Origin of the sequence: Actinomadura sp. NPDC000929 (assembly GCF_040492065.1) — a bacterium.
In the GTDB taxonomy this organism is placed as follows: domain Bacteria; phylum Actinomycetota; class Actinomycetes; order Streptosporangiales; family Streptosporangiaceae; genus Spirillospora; species Spirillospora verrucosospora.
Genome location: NZ_JBEUPA010000057.1, coordinates 25,453 through 42,711, shown reverse-complemented (window position 1 = coordinate 42,711; position 17,259 = coordinate 25,453). Strand labels below are relative to the sequence as shown.

General features: G+C 72.3%; 16 protein-coding genes. 10 read left to right on the top strand and 6 right to left on the bottom strand.

The features are described 5' to 3' along the window. Positions 1 to 369: 369 nt before the first annotated feature. Together ABWI04_RS20955 and ABWI04_RS20950 are read left to right on the top strand one after the other, a co-directional pair. Positions 370 to 1,479, top strand: a complete 1,110-nt coding sequence (locus tag ABWI04_RS20955) for an NAD(P)H-dependent flavin oxidoreductase (protein ID WP_345181730.1) — start codon at positions 370 to 372, stop codon at positions 1,477 to 1,479. A gap of 168 nt (positions 1,480 to 1,647) precedes the next feature. Next, positions 1,648 to 2,763, top strand: a complete 1,116-nt coding sequence (locus ABWI04_RS20950) for a hypothetical protein (RefSeq protein ID WP_353833478.1) — start codon at positions 1,648 to 1,650, stop codon at positions 2,761 to 2,763. Positions 2,764 to 2,832: 69 nt separating this feature from the next. Here ABWI04_RS20950 and ABWI04_RS20945 read toward each other — a convergent pair whose 3' ends face one another. Then, positions 2,833 to 3,231, bottom strand: coding sequence for a hypothetical protein (locus tag ABWI04_RS20945; protein WP_345181726.1), 399 nt, complete (start codon positions 3,229 to 3,231; stop codon positions 2,833 to 2,835). A 104-nt stretch (positions 3,232 to 3,335) separates the two neighbouring features. Beyond that, positions 3,336 to 4,148, bottom strand: coding sequence for a crotonase/enoyl-CoA hydratase family protein (locus ABWI04_RS20940; protein WP_353833477.1), 813 nt, complete (start codon positions 4,146 to 4,148; stop codon positions 3,336 to 3,338). Between the two features lie 170 nt (positions 4,149 to 4,318). Between ABWI04_RS20940 and ABWI04_RS20935 the strand changes: the two genes are divergently transcribed. The 6 genes from ABWI04_RS20935 (at position 4,319) to ABWI04_RS20910 (ending at position 11,332) form a co-directional block, all read left to right on the top strand. Continuing rightward, entirely contained in the window at positions 4,319 to 5,878 is a 1,560-nt protein-coding gene (locus tag ABWI04_RS20935) for an acyl-CoA synthetase (protein ID WP_345181723.1), read from the top strand. Further along, complete coding sequence (locus ABWI04_RS20930) at positions 5,868 to 6,842, top strand: Zn-ribbon domain-containing OB-fold protein (RefSeq protein ID WP_345181720.1); 975 nt, start codon at positions 5,868 to 5,870, stop codon at positions 6,840 to 6,842. Before ABWI04_RS20935 ends, ABWI04_RS20930 begins: the two co-directional genes overlap by 11 nt. Next, the gene (locus ABWI04_RS20925; RefSeq protein ID WP_353833476.1) at positions 6,842 to 7,882 is read left to right on the top strand and encodes a thiolase family protein; all 1,041 of its coding nucleotides are present in this window, start codon (positions 6,842 to 6,844) and stop codon (positions 7,880 to 7,882) included. Before ABWI04_RS20930 ends, ABWI04_RS20925 begins: the two co-directional genes overlap by 1 nt. Further along, complete coding sequence (locus ABWI04_RS20920) at positions 7,875 to 9,032, top strand: thiolase family protein (RefSeq protein ID WP_345181716.1); 1,158 nt, start codon at positions 7,875 to 7,877, stop codon at positions 9,030 to 9,032. Before ABWI04_RS20925 ends, ABWI04_RS20920 begins: the two co-directional genes overlap by 8 nt. A gap of 18 nt (positions 9,033 to 9,050) precedes the next feature. After that, positions 9,051 to 10,619: an acyl-CoA synthetase gene (locus ABWI04_RS20915; protein ID WP_353833475.1), complete on the top strand. Its 1,569-nt coding sequence runs from the start codon at positions 9,051 to 9,053 to the stop codon at positions 10,617 to 10,619. A gap of 212 nt (positions 10,620 to 10,831) precedes the next feature. Then, positions 10,832 to 11,332 (top strand): MarR family winged helix-turn-helix transcriptional regulator, encoded by a 501-nt coding sequence (locus tag ABWI04_RS20910; RefSeq protein ID WP_353833473.1) that lies wholly within the window; start codon positions 10,832 to 10,834, stop codon positions 11,330 to 11,332. A gap of 73 nt (positions 11,333 to 11,405) precedes the next feature. On the opposite strand, the gene ABWI04_RS20905 is transcribed toward ABWI04_RS20910, so the two are convergent. Further along, complete coding sequence (locus ABWI04_RS20905; RefSeq protein ID WP_353833472.1) at positions 11,406 to 11,915, bottom strand: hypothetical protein; 510 nt, start codon at positions 11,913 to 11,915, stop codon at positions 11,406 to 11,408. Positions 11,916 to 12,221: 306 nt separating this feature from the next. Here ABWI04_RS20905 and ABWI04_RS20900 point away from each other — a divergent pair, with 306 nt between their 5' ends. Beyond that, positions 12,222 to 12,746, top strand: a complete 525-nt coding sequence (locus tag ABWI04_RS20900; protein WP_353833471.1) for a pyridoxamine 5'-phosphate oxidase family protein — start codon at positions 12,222 to 12,224, stop codon at positions 12,744 to 12,746. A 144-nt stretch (positions 12,747 to 12,890) separates the two neighbouring features. Then, positions 12,891 to 13,616, top strand: coding sequence for an SDR family oxidoreductase (locus tag ABWI04_RS20895; protein WP_345181704.1), 726 nt, complete (start codon positions 12,891 to 12,893; stop codon positions 13,614 to 13,616). 3 nt (positions 13,617 to 13,619) lie between these two features. On the opposite strand, the gene ABWI04_RS20890 is transcribed toward ABWI04_RS20895, so the two are convergent. Genes ABWI04_RS20890 through ABWI04_RS20880 form a run of 3 tightly spaced genes read right to left on the bottom strand, consistent with a single transcriptional unit; the run spans position 13,620 to position 16,977 of the window. Further along, positions 13,620 to 14,195: a TetR/AcrR family transcriptional regulator gene (locus tag ABWI04_RS20890; protein ID WP_353833470.1), complete on the bottom strand. Its 576-nt coding sequence runs from the start codon at positions 14,193 to 14,195 to the stop codon at positions 13,620 to 13,622. Between the two features lie 15 nt (positions 14,196 to 14,210). Beyond that, a complete protein-coding gene (locus ABWI04_RS20885; RefSeq protein ID WP_353833469.1) occupies positions 14,211 to 16,328 on the bottom strand; it encodes a YhgE/Pip family protein in 2,118 nt (705 codons plus the stop codon). A gap of 28 nt (positions 16,329 to 16,356) precedes the next feature. Next, positions 16,357 to 16,977 carry an ATP-binding cassette domain-containing protein gene (locus ABWI04_RS20880; protein ID WP_353833468.1) on the bottom strand — a complete coding sequence of 207 codons (621 nt, stop codon included), beginning with the start codon at positions 16,975 to 16,977 and terminating at the stop codon, positions 16,357 to 16,359. Positions 16,978 to 17,259: the final 282 nt, after the last annotated feature.

Sequence of the window (17,259 nt, the reverse complement as noted above, 5' to 3'; positions counted from 1 at the left end):
CCGCCTCCCGCCCCGCGCCGCCTCCCGCCCCGCGCCGCCTCCCGCCCCGCCCCGCGCCGCCTCATGCCTGCGCTACCTGCGCCCCCTGCGGCCCGCGTTGCCCGCGGCCTGCGCCACCTACGGCCTGCGTTGCTTGGGGCCCGCGTTGTCTGCGGCCTGGGCCACCTACGGCCTGGGCCACCTACGGCCTGCGCCGCCTGCGGGCCGTGTTGCCTTTGCTTTGCTGGTGCGGGGTTTCCTGTGCGTCGGCCCGTGGCGCTGAGGGTGCTTTTGATACGTGTTCTAGAAGGCGGGCTGGCGGGCGTCCGGGATGAGATTCCTAACTAGAACCTGTTGCAGTTTTACGGGTCCGCGCCTAGGGTCGAGGCTGTGCGGACACGAGTCACCGAACTATTCGGCATCGAGTACCCGATCTTCGCGTTCAGTCATTGCCGCGACGTGGTCGCGGCGGTGAGCCGCGCCGGCGGCATGGGCGTCCTCGGCGCCCTGCACTTCACCCCCGAGGAGCTCGAACTCGAGCTGAAGTGGATCGACGAGCACGTGGGGGGCAAGCCCTACGGCGTGGACGTCGTGATGCCCGCCAAGTACGAGGGCGCCGACGTCGGCGACGCCGAGGAGCTGCTCGGCAAGCTCCAGGGCATGATCCCGGGGCAGCACCGGGAGTTCCTGGAGAACCTGCTGGCCGAGCACGGGGTCGACCCGCCCAGCGAGCAGGCCGGCAAGGCGCTGCTCGGCTGGACGGACGTGACCGCGCGGCCGCAGGTCGAGGTGGCGCTCAAGCACCCGATCGCGCTGCTGGCCAACGCGCTCGGCCCGCCCCCGGCGGACGTCGTCGAGCAGGCGCACGAGCACGGCGTGAAGGTCGCCGGGCTGGCCTCCAACGCGCGGCACGCCCGCAAGCAGGTCGAGGTCGGCGTGGACATCATCGTCGCGCAGGGCACCGAGGCGGGCGGGCACACCGGCGACGTCGCCACCATGGTCCTCATCCCCGAGGTCGTGGACGCCGTCGGCGAGGACACCATCGTGCTCGCGGCGGGCGGCATCGGCCGGGGCCGCCAGATGGCCGCCGGCATGGCGCTCGGCGCGGACGGCGTCTGGACGGGCTCGATCTGGCTGACGGTCGACGAGGCCGACACCCCCGAGCGGGCCCTGCCGAAGCTGCTCAACGCCACGTCCCGCGACACCGTCCGGTCCCGGGCCTGGACGGGCAAGCCCGCGCGCTTCCTCAAGACCGCGTGGACCGAGGCGTGGGAGAGCGAGAACTCGCCGGGCTACCTCCCGATGCCCATGCAGTTCATGCTGATCGCCGACGCCCTGCCCCGGATCCAGCGGTCCGGCGACGGGGAGCTGGTCACCTTCCCGGTGGGCCAGATCGTCGGATCGATGAACCAGGTGAAGCCGGCCGCGCAGGTCGTCTACGACCTGATCGAGGAGTACGTCGAGGCGATCGAGCGCCTGAACGCCATCACCGAGGGCTGACCGCCCCGAAGGCCCCGGCCGGTGCTGTTCCTCCCAGCCCCGGCCGGGGCCGCGCGCTTTCCCGGTCGCGCGGCGACCGTACGAAGATCATCAAAGCCCCTGATACCGGCGGTGGCCGCTGTTACGGTGTGCCCGCACCAAGATCATTTTTACGGGGAAAGGCATCGGGTGAAGAGAAGCAGAAGGCTCGCCGTTTTCGCGGGGTCCACCCTCGCTCTGGGGGCGGTCGCCGCCGCCGGGATCGTCGCGGCGCGCCCCGGCGAGCACCGCGCGGCGTCCGTCGCGGGCGCCGCCGCGACCACGTGGCCGCTCGTGCAGAGCAGCCCGAAGGCCGACACCGGCACCAGCCTCAGCGGTCTCGCCGCGGCGCCCGACGGCACCATGTGGGCCGCCGGCGGCCGGCAGGCGAGCGGCGTCTACAAGCCGATCCTCCAGCGCCTGACCGGCGACACCTGGAGCAACGTGGCGCTGCCGGCGGCCGCCGCCCCGTACCGCTTCAACGCCGCCGCGGCCACGTCGGCGTCGAACCTGTGGCTGGCCGCCCAGCTCAACACCTCGGGCGACTCCCACGCCGTGCTGCACTGGAACGGCACGGCCTGGAAGACGTTCAAGGCCCCGCTGGCCTTCCAGCCCACCGACATCGCCACCACGGGCCCGCGCAACACGTGGGTCGTCAGCAGCTCGGCGGCCAAGCACTGGAACGGCACGTCCTGGGCCGGCACCCCGATCGGGATCAAGCCCCGTGCGATCACCGCGGTCTCGCCCACCAGCGCGTGGGCGGTCGGATGGGCGGGCGCGGGGCTGCCCGCCACGGCCCACTGGAACGGCACCAAGTGGACCACCATCCCGTTCCCCAAGGTCGCCGGGACCGTCCAGGGAGAGATCGCGTCCGCCCTGTCCGACGTGTACGCCGCCTCCGGGAAGAACGTCTGGGCGGTCGGCACGGCGCGGGTCTCGGACGGGGCGGGCAAGACGGTCTCCCGGGCGATACTGGCGCACTGGAACGGCACCAAGTGGACCACCGCCCTCGGCGCCTCCGGCACCTACATGACACGGGTCGCCTCGGACGGCGCCGGCGGTATCTGGGTCTACGCCAGCGGCGCCATGCGCCACCGCACCGCGGCGGGCGTCTGGTCCGGCAAGCAGCTGACCCGGCCCGCCGGGACGACGGTCAACCCCTCGGAGCTGGCCCTCCGGCCGGGCACCACGACCATGTGGGCGGTCGGTTATACGATCACCGACGCGACCCGGTGGGCCGACCTGGCCCACTGGCGCAGCAACTGACGACCGCATAGGGAGCCCGGCCGGCGCCGTTCCTCTGGCGCCGGCCGGGCTCCTCGGCCCGGGGGCGGGTCAGAAGCGGGTCATCCAGGACAGTGCGCGGGCCAGGACGTAGTAGACGGCGCCCGCGAGGGCCCAGTTGATGTAGAGCTGCTCGTCGGGGTCGCTGCGCGTGAAGACGTCGTGGAACGGCGTGGCGAGCCAGCGTCCCGCGTCGAGCGTGGCGTCCACCAGGGTGTTGCCGGGGTTCGCGCCGCCCCACGTCAGCAGCATGCCGAGGGCGAGGATCGCGACCGCCGCCCAGCCCGCCGCCATGATCATCGCGCTGACGGGGTTCGGCCTGGTGCGCCGCCAGCGCGGCGGCTTGCGCTGGACGGCCGTGCCGTCCGTCCGCCGCCAGAGCGCCCGCCGGGGCGGACGGGGGGACGTCTCCTCCGGCGTCTCGTGCTTGCGTCCTAGATGCAAGGCCATGGCCTCGTCCTTCCGTGCTCGCCTTCGCCCCAGGCGATGCCACGGGAGGCGCCCCGCAAACCCGGCCCCTATTTACGGACAGTCCATTTCCGGCCGGACGGACGTCACTTGCCGTGGTAGACGGGCGGGCGCTTCTCCTTGAAGGCGCGCGAGCCCTCCTTGGCGTCCTCGGAGCCGATGACCGGCCAGCCGATCTCGTCGGAGATCTTGAGGGCGTCCTCCTCGGACAGGTGCTGGGTCTCGCGGTAGGTGCGCAGGATGCCCTGGACGGCGAGCGGGCCGCAGGCGGCGATCTGGTCGGCCAGCTCGCGGGCTGCGGCCAGCGCCTGCCCATCCGGGACGATCTTGTTGATGAGGCCCATGGCGAGGGCCTCCCGCGGGGTGACCGAGCGGGCGGTCAGCAGGATGTCCATCGAGTTGGCGTAGCCGATCTGGCGGGGGAGCCGGATCGCGGAGCCGCCCATGGGGAACAGGCCGCGCTTCGCCTCGTACAGGCCGAGGGTGGCGCCCTCAGCGACCACGCGCAGGTCGGTGCCGACGAGCAGCTCGGTGCCGCCCGCCACGGCGTAGCCCTCGATGGCGCAGATCAGCGGCTTGGTCGGCTGGCCCTCGCGCAGCAGGCCCTTCCAGTGGAAGTTGGGGATCTGCGCCATCCGCTCCCGGACGCGGGGGTCGGACGGCTGCTGCCCCATGGCCTTCAGGTCGGCGCCGGCGCAGAACGTGCCCTCGGCCCCGGTGAGGATGGCGACGCGCACCTCGGGGGTGTCGGAGATGTAGGTCCAGGCGTCGGCGAGGCCCACCAGCATGGACGAGCTGAGCGCGTTGCGCGCCTCCGGGCGGTTCATCGTGACGATGACGACGTGGCCGTCGCGCTCGACGACGCAGTGCTCGGTGCTGATCGGCAGCCGTTCCGTCATGGTTCCTCCAGCTCAGATGTCAAACGAGAACAGATTCTAGTTAAGCCGCTGCCCTACCGGTAGGGGTTGAACTGCAAAACGAGAACGTGATCTACTTTGGCTGCCGGGCGTCCGCAGCGGGCGCCGGTGCTCTGTGCTCTGTGTGCTCTGTGCTCACGTAGGGAGATCCGATGGGGTCATTGGGCTTTTGGCGGCTGGCGCAGGCCGATCCCGAGTGGGTCGCCGCCATCGATCCGGACGGGACGCAGCACGCCGCGGGCGACCTGCTGGCACGCGCGAACCGGCTCGTCCACGGCTTGCGCGCGCTCGGACTGGAGAAGGGCGACGGCATCTGCGGCCTCGTCCCGAACGGCGCGGACGGGGTCGTCCTCTACCTGGCGGCGCTCCAGGCGGGCTGGTACTACACGCCGATCAACTGGCATCTGACCGGCCCGGAGATCGGCTACATCGTCGCCGACAGCGAGGCCAAGGCGTTCTTCGTCCACGAGCGGTACGCCGCCGAGGGCGCGCGGGCGGGCGAGGAGATCGAGGCCCACCGGCGGTTCGCGTTCGGGGAGGTCGAGGGCTTCCGGCCGATCGCGGAACTCGTCGACGGGCAGCCCGACACCCTGCCGGACGACCGCAGCAACGGCGCCACGATGCACTACACGTCCGGGACGACGGGACGGCCGAAGGGCGTCAAGCGGGCGCTGGCCGGGCTCGACCCCGACGACAGCGCCGAGCTGATGACGTTCCTGCTCGGCATGTTCGGCATCCCTCCGGGCCGCCCCGCCGGGGGAGAGCACCAGGCGCACCTCGTCACCTCCCCGAACTACCACACGGCCGTCACCCAGTTCGGCGGGACGGCCCTGCAGATGGGCCACACGCTCGTCTACATGGACAGGTGGGACGCCGAGGAGACCCTGCGGCTGATCCAGGAGCACCGCGTCAGCAACACCCACATGGTGCCGACGCACTTCAAGCGGCTGCTGTCGCTGCCGGAGGACGTCCGGTCCCGGTACGACGTGTCGAGCATGAAGTGGGCGATCCACGCGGCGGCGCCGTGCCCCGTGCCGCTCAAGCAGCAGATGCTCGACTGGTGGGGCGACTGCATCTGGGAGTACTACGCGGCGACGGAGGGCGGCGGGACGATCGCCAGCCCGGCCGACTGGCGCGCCCACCCCGGCACCGTCGGCAACGCCTGGCCGATCAGCGAGCTGCTGATCGTGGACGACGACGGCGAGCCCGTCCCGACCGGGACGCACGGCACGATCTACATGAAGATGGCCGGCGTCGAGTTCGAGTACAAGGGCGACAAGGAGAAGACGGAGAAGAACCGGCTGAAGGACTTCTTCACCGTCGGGGACATCGGGTACCTGACCGAGGACGGGTTCCTGTTCCTGTCCGACCGCAAGGCCGACATGATCATTTCGGGCGGGGCGAACATCTACCCGGCCGAGATCGAGAACGAGATCATCCTGCATCCCAAGGTCGGGGACGTGGCCGTGTTCGGCATCCCGGACGACGAGTGGGGCGAGCAGATCAAGGCCGTGGTGGAGCCCGCCGAGGGCGTCGAGCCCGGCCCGGGGCTCGCGGAGGAGATCCTCGCGTCGCTGGAGGGGCGGCTGGCCAAGATGAAGTGGCCGAGGTCCGTCGACTTCATCGAGGCGATGCCGCGCGAACCCAACGGCAAGCTCCTCAAGCGCAAGCTCAGGGACCCGTACTGGAAGGACCGCGACAGTGCCATCTGACACGGCGCCCGTCGAGAACGCGCCCGCCGACGCCGGGCCGCCCGAGCCGAACCACGTCCTGGAGTTCCCCGGCGGCTACACGCGCTCGGTCGGCCCGGTGATCGGCCGCTTCTTCAGCGAGCTGCGCGACGGCCGGCTGGTCGGCGTCCGGACCGCGGACGGCAGGGTCCTCGTCCCGCCGTCGGAGTACGACCCGCAGACGGGCGAGGACGTGACGGACGAGTTCGTCGAGGTCGGCCCGGTCGGGACGGTCACGACCTGGTCGTGGGTGGCGCACCCGGCGAAGGAGCACCCGCTCGACCGCCCGTTCGCCTGGGCGCTGATCCGCCCGGACGGCGCCGACACCGCGCTCCTGCACGCCCTCGACCTCGGCATCTTCGAGGAGGGCGCGAAGCCGCCGAAGTTCCTCAGGACCGGGATGCGCGTCCGCCCCCGGTGGCGGGCCGAGCGCACCGGCGGGATCGGCGACATCGAGTGCTTCCAGCCCGAGGTCACCATGATCAACGCGCCGACGCGGCTGGAGTACCGCCTGAAGGGCGGGCAGGCCCTGCGGCGCTTCCTGGAGGGCATGTCCGAGGGCCGCATCCTCGGCCACCGGTGCCCGGTGTGCGAATCGGTGATCGTCCCGATGAAGGGGCTGTGCCCGCGCGACGGCGTCCCCACGACCGAGGAGGTGGAGCTGCCCGACACCGGCACCGTCACCACCTTCGCGGTCAACAACATCCCCGACCCGCGCGCGCCCGAGGTGCCGTTCGTGTCCGCCTACGTCCTGCTGGACGGCGCGGGCCTGACGATGCTGACGCTCGTGGCGGGCATCCCGGCCGACCAGGTCCGGATGGGCATGCGGGTGAAGGCGGCGTGGCGGCCCCGCGAGGAGTGGGAGCGGACGATGGGCAACATCAAGTGGTTCGAGCCGATCGACGAGCCCGACGTCCCCTTCGAAGAGATCAAGGACTTCATGTGATGCCTCGTCCCGTGGCCGTGGTCGCGTTCGCGCAGACCGAGCACAGCGGTGAGGACCGGGGGATGGCCGAGATCGAGATCCTGGCCCCCGTCATCACCGAGATCAAGGAGCGGACGGGCCAGAAGCAGTTCGGCTTCACCTGCTCCGGATCCTGCGACTACCTCGCCGGCGCCCCCTTCGCGTTCGTGTCGGCGCTGGACGCCATCGGCGCGTGGCCGCCGATCTCCGAGAGCCACGTCGAGATGGACGCCGCCTGGGCGCTGTACGAGGCGTGGGTGAGGCTCCAGCACGGCGACATCGACACCGCGCTCGTGTACGGGTTCGGCAAGTCGTCGCAGGGGAACCTGCGCGCCGTCCTCACCCAGCAGCTCGACCCGTACCACCTGGCGCCGCTCGGCATCGACGCGGTGTCCCTGGCCGCGCTCCAGGCCCGCGCCTACATGGAGCGGTCGGGCGCGAAGGAGGACGACCTGCGCGCCGTCGCCGCGCGGTCCCGCGAGGCCGGGCGCGGCAACCCGTTCGCGCTGCACCTGCCCGACCCCGAGGGCGACGACTACGACGTCGCCCCGCTGCACCCCTACGACGTCGCGCCCGTCACCGACGGCGCCGCCGCGATCGTCCTCGCGGCGGGCGACCGGGCCCGCGAGCTGTGCGAGCGCCCCGCGTGGATCACCGGGATCGACCACCGCACCGAGCCGCACGCGCCGGGCGTCCGCGACCTGAGCCGCTCGGAGTCGGCCCGCGTCGCGGGCGAGAGGGCCGGCGCGACCGGGATCGAGGTCGCCGAGCTGCACGCGCAGTACACGCACGAGGAGCTGATCCTGCGGGAGGCGCTCGGCCTGGGCGAGGACACGGCGGTCAACCCGTCCGGCGGGCCGCTGTCGGCGAACCCCATGATGGCCGCTGGCCTCATCCGGATCGGCGAGGCCGCGGCCCGCGTCCACGACGGGTCGGCGTCGCGCGTGCTGGGGCACGCCTCGTCCGGCCCCTGCCTCCAGCAGAACCTCGTCTGCGTCCTGTCGGGAGAGAACCATGGCTAACCGTTGCGCGATCATCGGCGTCGGGCAGACGGCGTACAAGACCAAGCGGCTGGACGTCTCGATGGCCGGGCTGCTGCGCGAGGCGGCCCGCCGGGCGCTGGAGGACGCCCAGCTGACCTGGAAGGACATCGACGCGGTCGTCGTCGGCAAGGCCCCCGACCTGTTCGAGGGCGTGATGATGCCGGAGACGTTCCTCGCCGAGGCGCTCGGCGCCGCCGGGAAGCCGATCATGCGGGTGCACACCGCCGGGTCGGTTGGCGGCTCCACGGCGATCGTGGCGGCGGGGCTGATCCAGGGCGGCGTCCACGACCGCGTCCTCACGATCGCGTGGGAGAAGCAGTCGGAGTCGAACGCGACGTGGGCGCTGACGGTGAACTCGCCGTTCACGACGTCGCTGGTCGTGGGCGCGGGCGGCTACTTCGCCCCGCACATCCGCGCCTACATGCGCCGCTCGGGCGCCCCCGACCACGTCGGGACGCTCGTCGCGGTCAAGGACCGGCAGAACGCGCTGAAGAACCCGTACGCGCACCTGAAGATCCCCGGCATCTCCCGCGAGATGGTCGAGTCGACGCCCATGCTCTGGGAGCCGATCCGCTACCTGGAGACGTGCCCGTCCTCGGACGGCGCGTGCGCGATGGTGCTGGCCTCGGAGGACGCGGCGAAGCGGGCGCCGGCCCCGCCCGCGTGGGTGCACGGCACGGCGATGCGCTCGGAGCCCATGCAGTTCGCCGGGCGCGACACCGTCAGCCCGCAGGGCGGCAAGGACGCGGCGGCGGACGTCTACCGGCAGGCCGGGATCTCCGACCCGCGGCGCGAGCTGGACTGCGCCGAGGTCTACGTCCCGTTCTCCTGGTACGAGCCGATGTGGCTGGAGAACCTCGGGTTCTGCGGTGAGAGCGAGGGCTGGAAGCTCACCGAGGCGGGCGCGACGGCACTGGACGGCGACATCCCGTGGAACCCGTCCGGCGGCGTGCTGTCGTCCAACCCGATCGGGGCGTCCGGGATGATCCGGTTCGCCGAGGCGGCGCTGCAGGTGCGCGGCCGGGCGGGCGAGCACCAGGTGGACGGCGCGCGCCGCGCGCTCGGCCACGCCTACGGAGGCGGAGCCCAGTTCTTCGCCATGTGGATCGTCGGCAGCGACAAACCCTGATTCCCGGAGGCCCGTCCGATGGAGTTCAACCACGCTGACCTGTTCGAGGGCGTCGCGGACGCGATCGGGGACCGTCTCGCGCTGGTGTGCGGCGACCGGCGCCTCACCTACGCCGAGCTGGACGAGCACGCGAACCGCCTCGCGCACCACCTTTCGGACGCGGGGGTCCGGCCCGGCCAGCACGTCGCCGTCCAGCTCTACAACGGCGTCGAGTACGCCGCCGCGCTGCTGGCCGCGCTGAAGATCCGGGCCGTGCCCATCAACGTCAACTACCGGTACGTGGAGAGCGAGCTCCTCTACGTGTACAAGGACTCCGACAGCGTCGCGCTGCTGTACGACGTGGAGTTCGAGGACCGCGTCGCGGCGACCGTCCCGGAGGCGCCCGGGCTGCGGCACCTCGTCGCGGTGGGCGGCGAGCCGTCCATCCCGGGCGCGGTCGCCTACGACGAGGCTCTGGAGGACGCCTCCGGCGCACGGGACTTCCCGGCGCGCTCCAAGGACGACCTCTACATCATCTACACCGGCGGGACCACCGGGATGCCGAAGGGCGTCATGTGGTCGACCGAGCAGATGCTGCTCGCGTTCTGGAACCCCACCTTTCCCCGTCCGACCAGGCCGGAGGACGTCGTCGAGAACGCCCGGGGCGGCGGCCCGATGACCATGATGCCGGTCGCGCCGCTGATGCACGGCGCCGCCCAGATGGCCACCTGGATCGCCTGGTTCATGGGCGCGACGCTCGTCTACACGCGCAAGTTCGACGCGGCGGACGTGTGGCGGACGATCGAGCGGGAGAAGGTCAACTCGCTGACGATCACCGGGGACGCCATGGCGATCCCGATGGCCGAGGAGCTGGCGCGCGGGGACTACGACACCTCGTCCCTGCTGGCCTACGTCTCCACCGGCGCGATCTTCACCGGGACGGTCCGCGACCGCATCCAGAGGCTGCTGCCGAACACGATGATCCTGGACCGCTTCGGCTCGACCGAGTCGGGCTCGACGGCCGAGGCGGTCGCCGGCTCCACCCCGGAGAAGGGCCTGCGGTTCGCGCCGGACGTGGAGAACGTCACCGTCCTGGACGACGCGTTCCAGCCCGTGAAGCCGGGATCCGGCGTGATCGGCCAGGTCGCCCGCACGGGCCACATCGCGCAGGGCTACTACAACGACCCGGAGAAGACCGCCCGGACGTTCCCCCTGGTGGACGGCCGGCGCTGGCTGCTCACCGGCGACATCGCGACCGTGGAGGAGGACGGCTCGATCGCCGTGTACGGTCGCGGCTCGCAGGCCATCAACACCGGCGGCGAGAAGGTGTTCCCGGAGGAGGTCGAGGCCGTCCTCAAGGGCCACCCCGCCGTCTACGACGCGGTCGTGACGGGCATTCCGGACGAGCGCTGGGGCAGCCGGGTCGCGGCGGTCGTCCAGCCCTCCGGCGCGGAGCCCTCCTCCGAGGAGCTGAACGAGCACTGCCGCAAGAAGCTGTCGGGCTACAAGGTGCCGCGCGTCTACGCGTTCGTCGCGGAGATGAAGCGGTCCCCGGCCGGCAAGGCGGACTACCGGTGGGCGAAGCAGGTGGCGGAGGAGGCCAGATAGGGGGGCGGCCCCGAACCTTCGTGGGATTCGGGGCCAGGAGCGGACCTCTGTTAGTGGTCCTAACGAAACCCATGGTAGGTCGCGCTCCGCAGTGGTGCGATCATTGAACGGTGTCGGCTGCGCCACATGCCGTCGCCGTCCTGCCTGGTCCCGCCGGGGTGGGGTCGATAGAATCTCCCCTAGAGAGTCGCTCTTGAAATGAGTGTCTCTACATGAGAGAAATAGGGAGAGAGGTCCTCGGCGTGTCGACCCCGGAGCGCGAGCGGATGGCGGGCGAGCTGCAGATGGCGATGCAGCGCAGCACGATGTTCACGGTGCTGCTGCACCATGCCACCGCGAGCAAGGCGGGCATGAACGTCACCGACGCGCAGTGCGTCAACGCGCTGACGCTCGACGGCCCCCAGACGCCCGGCCAGCTCGCCCAGCTCATGGGCATCACGACCGGCGGCGCCATCACCGCCGTCATCGACCGCCTGGAGCGCGCCGGCTACGTCCGCCGCACCCGCGACCCCGACGACCGCCGCCGCGTGATCGTCGAACTCGTCGAGGAGAACGTCGCCCAGTTCGCCCGCTACTTCGAACCGATCGGCCGGGCCTTCCGCGACCGCCTCGACGCCTACACCGACGACCAGGTCGCCGTCCTCCTCGACTGGATCCGCCACAACAACGAGACGATGCCGTCCGTCATAGAAGAGATCCGCAAACTCCCCTGACCCCGCCCGGCGCCGGAAGCGCGGGAACCCCGCCGGTCTGCCGGCGGGGCTTCCGAAGCTGGGCGGCCGCGCGCTACTGCGTCTCGGTGATGCGGGTGGCGGTCGCGCCGGAGAAGCGGACGCTGGCGTTGTGCGGGGCGGCCTTCACCCACTCGTCGAGTCCGTCGACGGAGCACTTGCTGACGTCGGGCGGAGTGGGCGCGCCGTTGGGGCAGGTGCCTCCGGCGACGTACACGACGGTGTCGGTGGCGGTGAAGAAGGCGACGTTCCCGACGGTGTACTTGCCCGGCGCCAGGTAGCGCAGCGGCCCCCACTTGGTGGTGACCTGCCGGCCGCCCTGCTGCCCGCCCTGCTGCGCGAGCGGGGTGTGCCGGCCGCCCGGGGTACCCGAGCCGCCCGGGCCCTGCGGGGTCGAAGGGCCGCCAGGCGTGGACCCGCCGTCCGGCGTCGAGGACTCGCTCGGCGCGGGCGCGGAGGCCGCGGGCGAGGAGGGCGAGGCCGCCGCGGAGCCGCCGTCGCCGCCGCAGGCCGTCAGGCCGAGTGCCAGCGCCGCCGCCATTCCGGTGATCATGATCTTCCGCATGGGTCCTCGCTCCCGTTCTCCGTGCGCGGTCTCTCGTGATCGCGCTCTGGGGGGTGAGATGCGGGGGGACGCGGCGCGAGTTGGCGCGGCGGGACGTGATCAATCCGACCGGCCGCTCCCCGAACCCACGGTCGGCCGCGGCCGTCCGGATGTCCCGACGGCATCGAGAAGTTCGCGCGGAGCCGCCGAACTTTCCGCACCCGGAGAAAGCCTGACGGAAGGTGTCAGGTTTTAAGGGCAGGGTGGGGACACCGGCCAGTGCTGGGGGATGAAGTGTGGACCGGACCCTTCGGACTAGGACTCGTCATGCGTGAAACCAGAGAAGAACTCAAAGAGCTCCAGACCCTTCTGGACGACTCCCTTTCCCGCTCCACCGCGCATCTGCGGTCGATCATCAACACGGAGAGGACGTTGACCGCCGAGCAGCTCTGCCGGGTGCTCACCGGCATGTGCACGCTGGCGCTGTCCACGGTGACCGCCTTGGGGGAGCCGCGGATCAGCGGAGTGGACGGGCACTTCCTGCACGGCAAGTGGCACTTCGGCACGGCGCGGGAGGCGGCCAAGGCCCGCCATCTGGCCGCCCGGCCCGCCGTCAGCGCGGCGCACATGCGCGGGGAGGACCTCGGCGTGTTCACGCACGGCACGGTGGAGATCCTCAACCCGCGGGACGGCGAACCGGCCCCGGACTGGCCGGACCTGCGCGCCTACCTCAAGGGTTTCTACGGCGATGACGCCTTCGACTGGGACAACGAGGTCGTCTACTACCGCCTGCACCCGCACTGGATGGCCGCCTACGCGCCCGACGCCGCCAAGCTCACGGACGCGCCGTAGCGCGCGAGGCGAGAATCCGCCTAAAGGCCAGTAAGGGCTGTTAAAGAGGGGTTTTGGCCTGAGGGTGCGGGTGATGGTGACGCCGTACGCCTTCAGGCCGCCGCCACGGCGGCTCCCGAAGACCAGCACCCGCCGGGAGAGATCATGGGGACGCAGCTGGACGGGCAGACGGTCGTCCTGGTCGGCGGCAGCGCGGGGATCGGGCTGGAGACCGCCCGGCTCGCCCGGACCGAGGGGGCCGAGACCGTCCTCACCGGGCGCAGCCCCGAGCGGCTGGAGCGCGCCGCGCTGGACGTCGGGGCGCGGAGCACTGCCGTGTTCGACGCCAACGACCGGGACGCCGTGGAGGGGTTCTTCCGGGAGCTCCCCTCACCCGTCGACCACGTGCTGATCACGGCCGGAGGGCCCCGCTACAAGCCGCTGCTGGAGATGGACGCCGACGAGGTGCGCGAGGAGGTCGGCGGGCACATGGTGGTGGCGCTCCAGATCGCGCGCAGCGCGGCCCCGAGGATGCGCCCCGGGGGGACGCTCCTGCTCATGGGCGGCACCGGGGGCCGTCGCGTCCGCCGCGGGCTCGGGCTCATCTCCGCCGCCACCGCCGCGTTGCCGCCGTTCACCGCGACCCTCGCCCTCGAACTCGCGCCCGTCCGGGTCAACCTCATCGCCGCGGGCTTCGTCGACACGCCGCTGTCGGCGTCGCTTCTCGGGGACCGGCTCGACGAGCGCAGGAACGAGCTGCGGGCGACGCTCCCCATCGGCCGGGTCGTGGGCCCGGCCGACGTCGCCGCGCTGGCCGTCCACATCATGGCCAACACGGCGCTCACGGGCGCGACCTACGACATCGACGGCGGCCAGCAGCTCGTCCAGTGAAGATCAGGGGGTGAGGCGGCCTCGGAGGAGGTCCAGCAGGGTCGCCTGGACGTCGTCCAGGGAGCGGCCGGGCTGGAGGGCGCGCCAGTCCAGGGCGACGGTGAGGACCATGCCGAAGACGGCGGAGGCGGCCGTGCCGGTGTCCAGGTCGGAGCGCAGGTCGCCGGTGGCGACCGCTTCGCGCAGGACGTCGGCGACGACGCCGATGGCGCGCTCGCGGATCAGGCGGGCGGCGTGCTGCCAGTCGCCGCCGGCCCGCCACGTCTCGGCGATCAGGAGCCGGGCGAAGGGCTCGTGCTCGCCGATGAACGCCAGCTCCGCGGCGACGACGGCGTCCAGCGCCTCCAGCGGGGGGCGGCCGGACGCGGCGTCGCTGAGCGCGGTGGCGAGGCGGTCGACGCCGTACTCCAGCAGCGCCGCGAACAGCGCGGCCTTGCTGTCGAAGTTGTAGTAGACGGTGCCCTTGGCCACCCCGGCGCGCTCGGCGATCTGGTCGACGGTCGTCGCGGCGAGCCCGCTCTCGGCGATCAGCTCGATCGCCGCGGTGAAGAGCTTCTCCCGGGTCGCGATGCGGGCCACGTCCCCTGCCTCCGATCAGAGCTTCAGTGCCGGGTGCAGGCGCTTCACCGTCCAGACCCGGTTGTGCCGGACGGCCAGGGCGGTGAGCGCGAGCCCGCCGGCCAGGAAGGCGGCCAGCACCGCACAACCCTGCCATACCGAGGACAGGTCGCCGCCGCTGATCAGGTGCCGGACGGCGTCCACGACCCACGGCATCGGCAGGTACGGGCGGATGGCCTGGAAGAACGCCGGGCTCGTCTCGATCGGGTACGTGCCGGCGGCGGAGGTGAGCTGGAGCATCAGGAGCGCCAGCGCGATGATCCGGCCGATCGGGCCGAAGCGGGCGTTCACCCACTGGATCACCGCGAGGAACGCGGCGGAGGCGAGCGCGAGGAACGCCACGAGGCCGGGCCAGTGCTCGGCGCGCAGGCCGAGCGCGAAGTGCAGGACGGCGAGGACGACGCAGGCCTGCGCCGCGCCGATCGCCGCGGCGGGCAGCCAGCCGGCGAGGGCGACGCGGCGTCCGGGCGCGGTGCCCGCGAGCGCGCGGGGGTTCAGCGGGCGCAGCAGCATGTAGATGATCATGCCGCCGACCCACAGGGAGAGGGGGACGAAGAACGGCGCGAACCCCGTCCCGTAGTTCGGCACCTCGTTCTCGGTGGAGCTGGCCAGCCGCACCGGGTTGCTCATCATGTCGTCGCGCGCGGCGCGTTCCCCGGCGCCGTAGTCCGGGATCTGGGAGACGCCCTCGTTGAGGCCGTTCGCCAGTTGCTCGTTGCCGTGGGAGATCTGCGCGAGGGCGGTCTCCAGGGTCACGGCGCCGCCGGACAGCCGTCCCAGCCCGCCCCGGAGTTCGCCCGCGCCTCCCGAGAGCGTGCCGAGCCCCGCCGTGAGCTGGGACGATCCGGAGAGCAGGCGGCCGGTCCCGGCGTTGACCCGCTGGGTTCCGGCGTTGAGGCGGTCGACGTCCCGGCGCGCTTTCTCGACCCTGGCGGCCAGGGAAGGCGCGTCCTTGGCGATCTTGCGGGCGGCCCGCTCGACCGTGCGGGCGTCGGCCGCGACCTTGCGCAGGTCGCCGGTGCGGTCGCTGATGTATCCGTCCACCTGCTTCGCGACGGCGACGACCTGCGCGGCCGCCCGGGTGAGGTCCTGGCGGACGTCCGCGGGGACCTCCGGGTGCGCGGCGAGGTAGGCGTCCAGCTCGGCCTGCGCCTTCTCCGCGCGCTGGACGGCGGCGGCGGTCTGGGCGGGAAGCCGTCCGGCGCCGTCGGCGAGGGCGTCCGCCCCCTGGGCGACGGCGAGCGCGGCCTGGCGGATCTCGGGGGCGTTCTCCCTCAGCAGCGGCACGAGGGTGTCGCCCGCGCGGTCGACGGTCGCGGTCAGCCGCTGCATTCCGGCGGCGACCTGGCCGGTTCCGGTGCGGAGCTCCTCCAGGCCGGAGGTCAGCCTGCCGCTGCCGGCGCGGGCCTCGTCGATGCCGCCCTTCAGCTTCCCCGCGCCCGCCTCGGCCTTGCCCGCGCCTTCGGCGAGCTTGCCCGCGCCGTCGTGCGCCTGGCCGGCCCCCGTCGCGAGCTCGTCCGCGCCCTGGGCGGCCTTGCCGAGTTCGCCGTGCAGCTTGCCGAAGGAGAGGAAGATCTGGTCGAGGTAGCCGCGCACCGCCTCGCTCCCGGCGGCGGCGCTGATCTCCTTGAACGCGGCCTGGGCGAGCGTCCCGACGACGTAGTTGTTCGCGTCGTTCATCTGGAGCCGCAACCCGGCCGGCGCGGGGGTCCCGTCCCCGGACGGCGACGCGATCCGCGCGCTGAAGTCGGCGGGGATCGTCAGCGACATGTAGTACTTCCCGGACCGGACGCCCTCCTCGGCCTTCGCCGCCGAGACGGTGCGCCAGTCGAAGACCTTGCGCTTCTTCAGCTCGTCCGCCAGGTCGGCCCCCGCGTGGACGGTCCTGCCGCCGGCCTTGGCGGGCCGGTCCTGGACGACGAGCGCGACCGGAACGTGCTGGAGCCGCGCGTACGGGTCCCAGAAGGACCAGAGGTACAGACCGGCATAGAGCAGCGGAAGCAGCACGAGCCCGGCCATCGCGACGCGGGTCAGCCGGTTGCGCTGGAAGCGGCGCAGCTCAAGGCGTCCCGAGGTCAACGCGGGAAGTCTCATCGGGGGGTCTCCTGGCTTGGGGGTTCTGCTAGAGGGGGAGTGCGTGCGTGGCGACGCCCTCGGCGGGCGCGGCGTCGTGGCAGGACGCGATGACGGTGACGCCGCCGGCGGCGACGGCGGCGAGCCGCCGCCACAGGTCGCGCTGCCGGTCGGCGGGCAGGCCCTCGTCCACGTCGTCGAGGAGGAGGAGCCCGGGATCTCCGGCGAGCGCCAGGGCGGCGCCCAGGAGCTGGGCTTCGTCGGGCGCGAGTTCTTCGGCGAGCGTCCCGGGGGCGACGTCGAGGCCGACCCGTTCGAGGGTCCGGCGCCTGCGGGCCTCGCGCCCGCGGAACCTGCCGAGGACGCCCTCGCGGAGCGCGAGCGCCTCGTCGACGTGCTCCCGGACGGTCAGCGCCGGGTCGAGTTCGGTCACCCCCGGCACGATCCCGAGGGCCGCGACCCGCTGGATCCGCCTGAGCCCGGTGACGCCGCCCACCGCGACCGTGCCCTCGGCGGGCCGCATCCGCCCGGCGAGCGTGAGCAGCAGCGCGGTCCGCCCGGTGCCCGCGATGCCGCTGACGGCGACCAGCGCGCCGCCCGGGACGTCCAGGTGGACGTCGCGGAAGACCCAGCCCCGCGCCCCCTTCACGCCGAGGTCCCGCGCCCGCACGGACGAGCCGTGCGCGGGCGCGGGGCCGGCTCCGGGGCGGCCCCCGCCAGCCCCTGAGCCGATCGGGCGGGGTCCAGGGACGGGCGCCGCGGTCCCCCCGGCCACGGCGGCCGCCCCTGGAGTCTGGTGATCGGACGTCATCGCGACCTTCCGGAGAGCCGGTTTTGAACTGACTGGTCAGTACAAATCTAGCTCTGCTGCGAACTTCGCGAATCCACCCGAGCGGTGACATCAGACACGTGACCCCCACGACTGGGGTCACACAGATCAATGCCGTGATTT

Excerpts from the sequence above, each read along its gene's own strand:
- ABWI04_RS20940 (WP_353833477.1), bottom strand. The coding sequence starts at position 4,148 with ATGACGGAACGGCTGCCGATCAGCACCGAGCACTGCGTCGTCGAGCGC.
- ABWI04_RS20915 (WP_353833475.1), top strand. The coding sequence starts at position 9,051 with ATGGAGTTCAACCACGCTGACCTGTTCGAGGGCGTCGCGGACGCGATC.
- ABWI04_RS20935 (WP_345181723.1), top strand. The coding sequence starts at position 4,319 with ATGGGGTCATTGGGCTTTTGGCGGCTGGCGCAGGCCGATCCCGAGTGG.
- ABWI04_RS20945 (WP_345181726.1), bottom strand. The coding sequence starts at position 3,231 with ATGGCCTTGCATCTAGGACGCAAGCACGAGACGCCGGAGGAGACGTCC.
- ABWI04_RS20900 (WP_353833471.1), top strand. The coding sequence starts at position 12,222 with ATGCGTGAAACCAGAGAAGAACTCAAAGAGCTCCAGACCCTTCTGGAC.
- ABWI04_RS20895 (WP_345181704.1), top strand. The coding sequence starts at position 12,891 with ATGGGGACGCAGCTGGACGGGCAGACGGTCGTCCTGGTCGGCGGCAGC.
- ABWI04_RS20920 (WP_345181716.1), top strand. The coding sequence starts at position 7,875 with ATGGCTAACCGTTGCGCGATCATCGGCGTCGGGCAGACGGCGTACAAG.
- ABWI04_RS20910 (WP_353833473.1), top strand. The coding sequence starts at position 10,832 with ATGAGAGAAATAGGGAGAGAGGTCCTCGGCGTGTCGACCCCGGAGCGC.
- ABWI04_RS20925 (WP_353833476.1), top strand. The coding sequence starts at position 6,842 with ATGCCTCGTCCCGTGGCCGTGGTCGCGTTCGCGCAGACCGAGCACAGC.
- ABWI04_RS20905 (WP_353833472.1), bottom strand. The coding sequence starts at position 11,915 with ATGCGGAAGATCATGATCACCGGAATGGCGGCGGCGCTGGCACTCGGC.
- ABWI04_RS20885 (WP_353833469.1), bottom strand. The coding sequence starts at position 16,328 with ATGAGACTTCCCGCGTTGACCTCGGGACGCCTTGAGCTGCGCCGCTTC.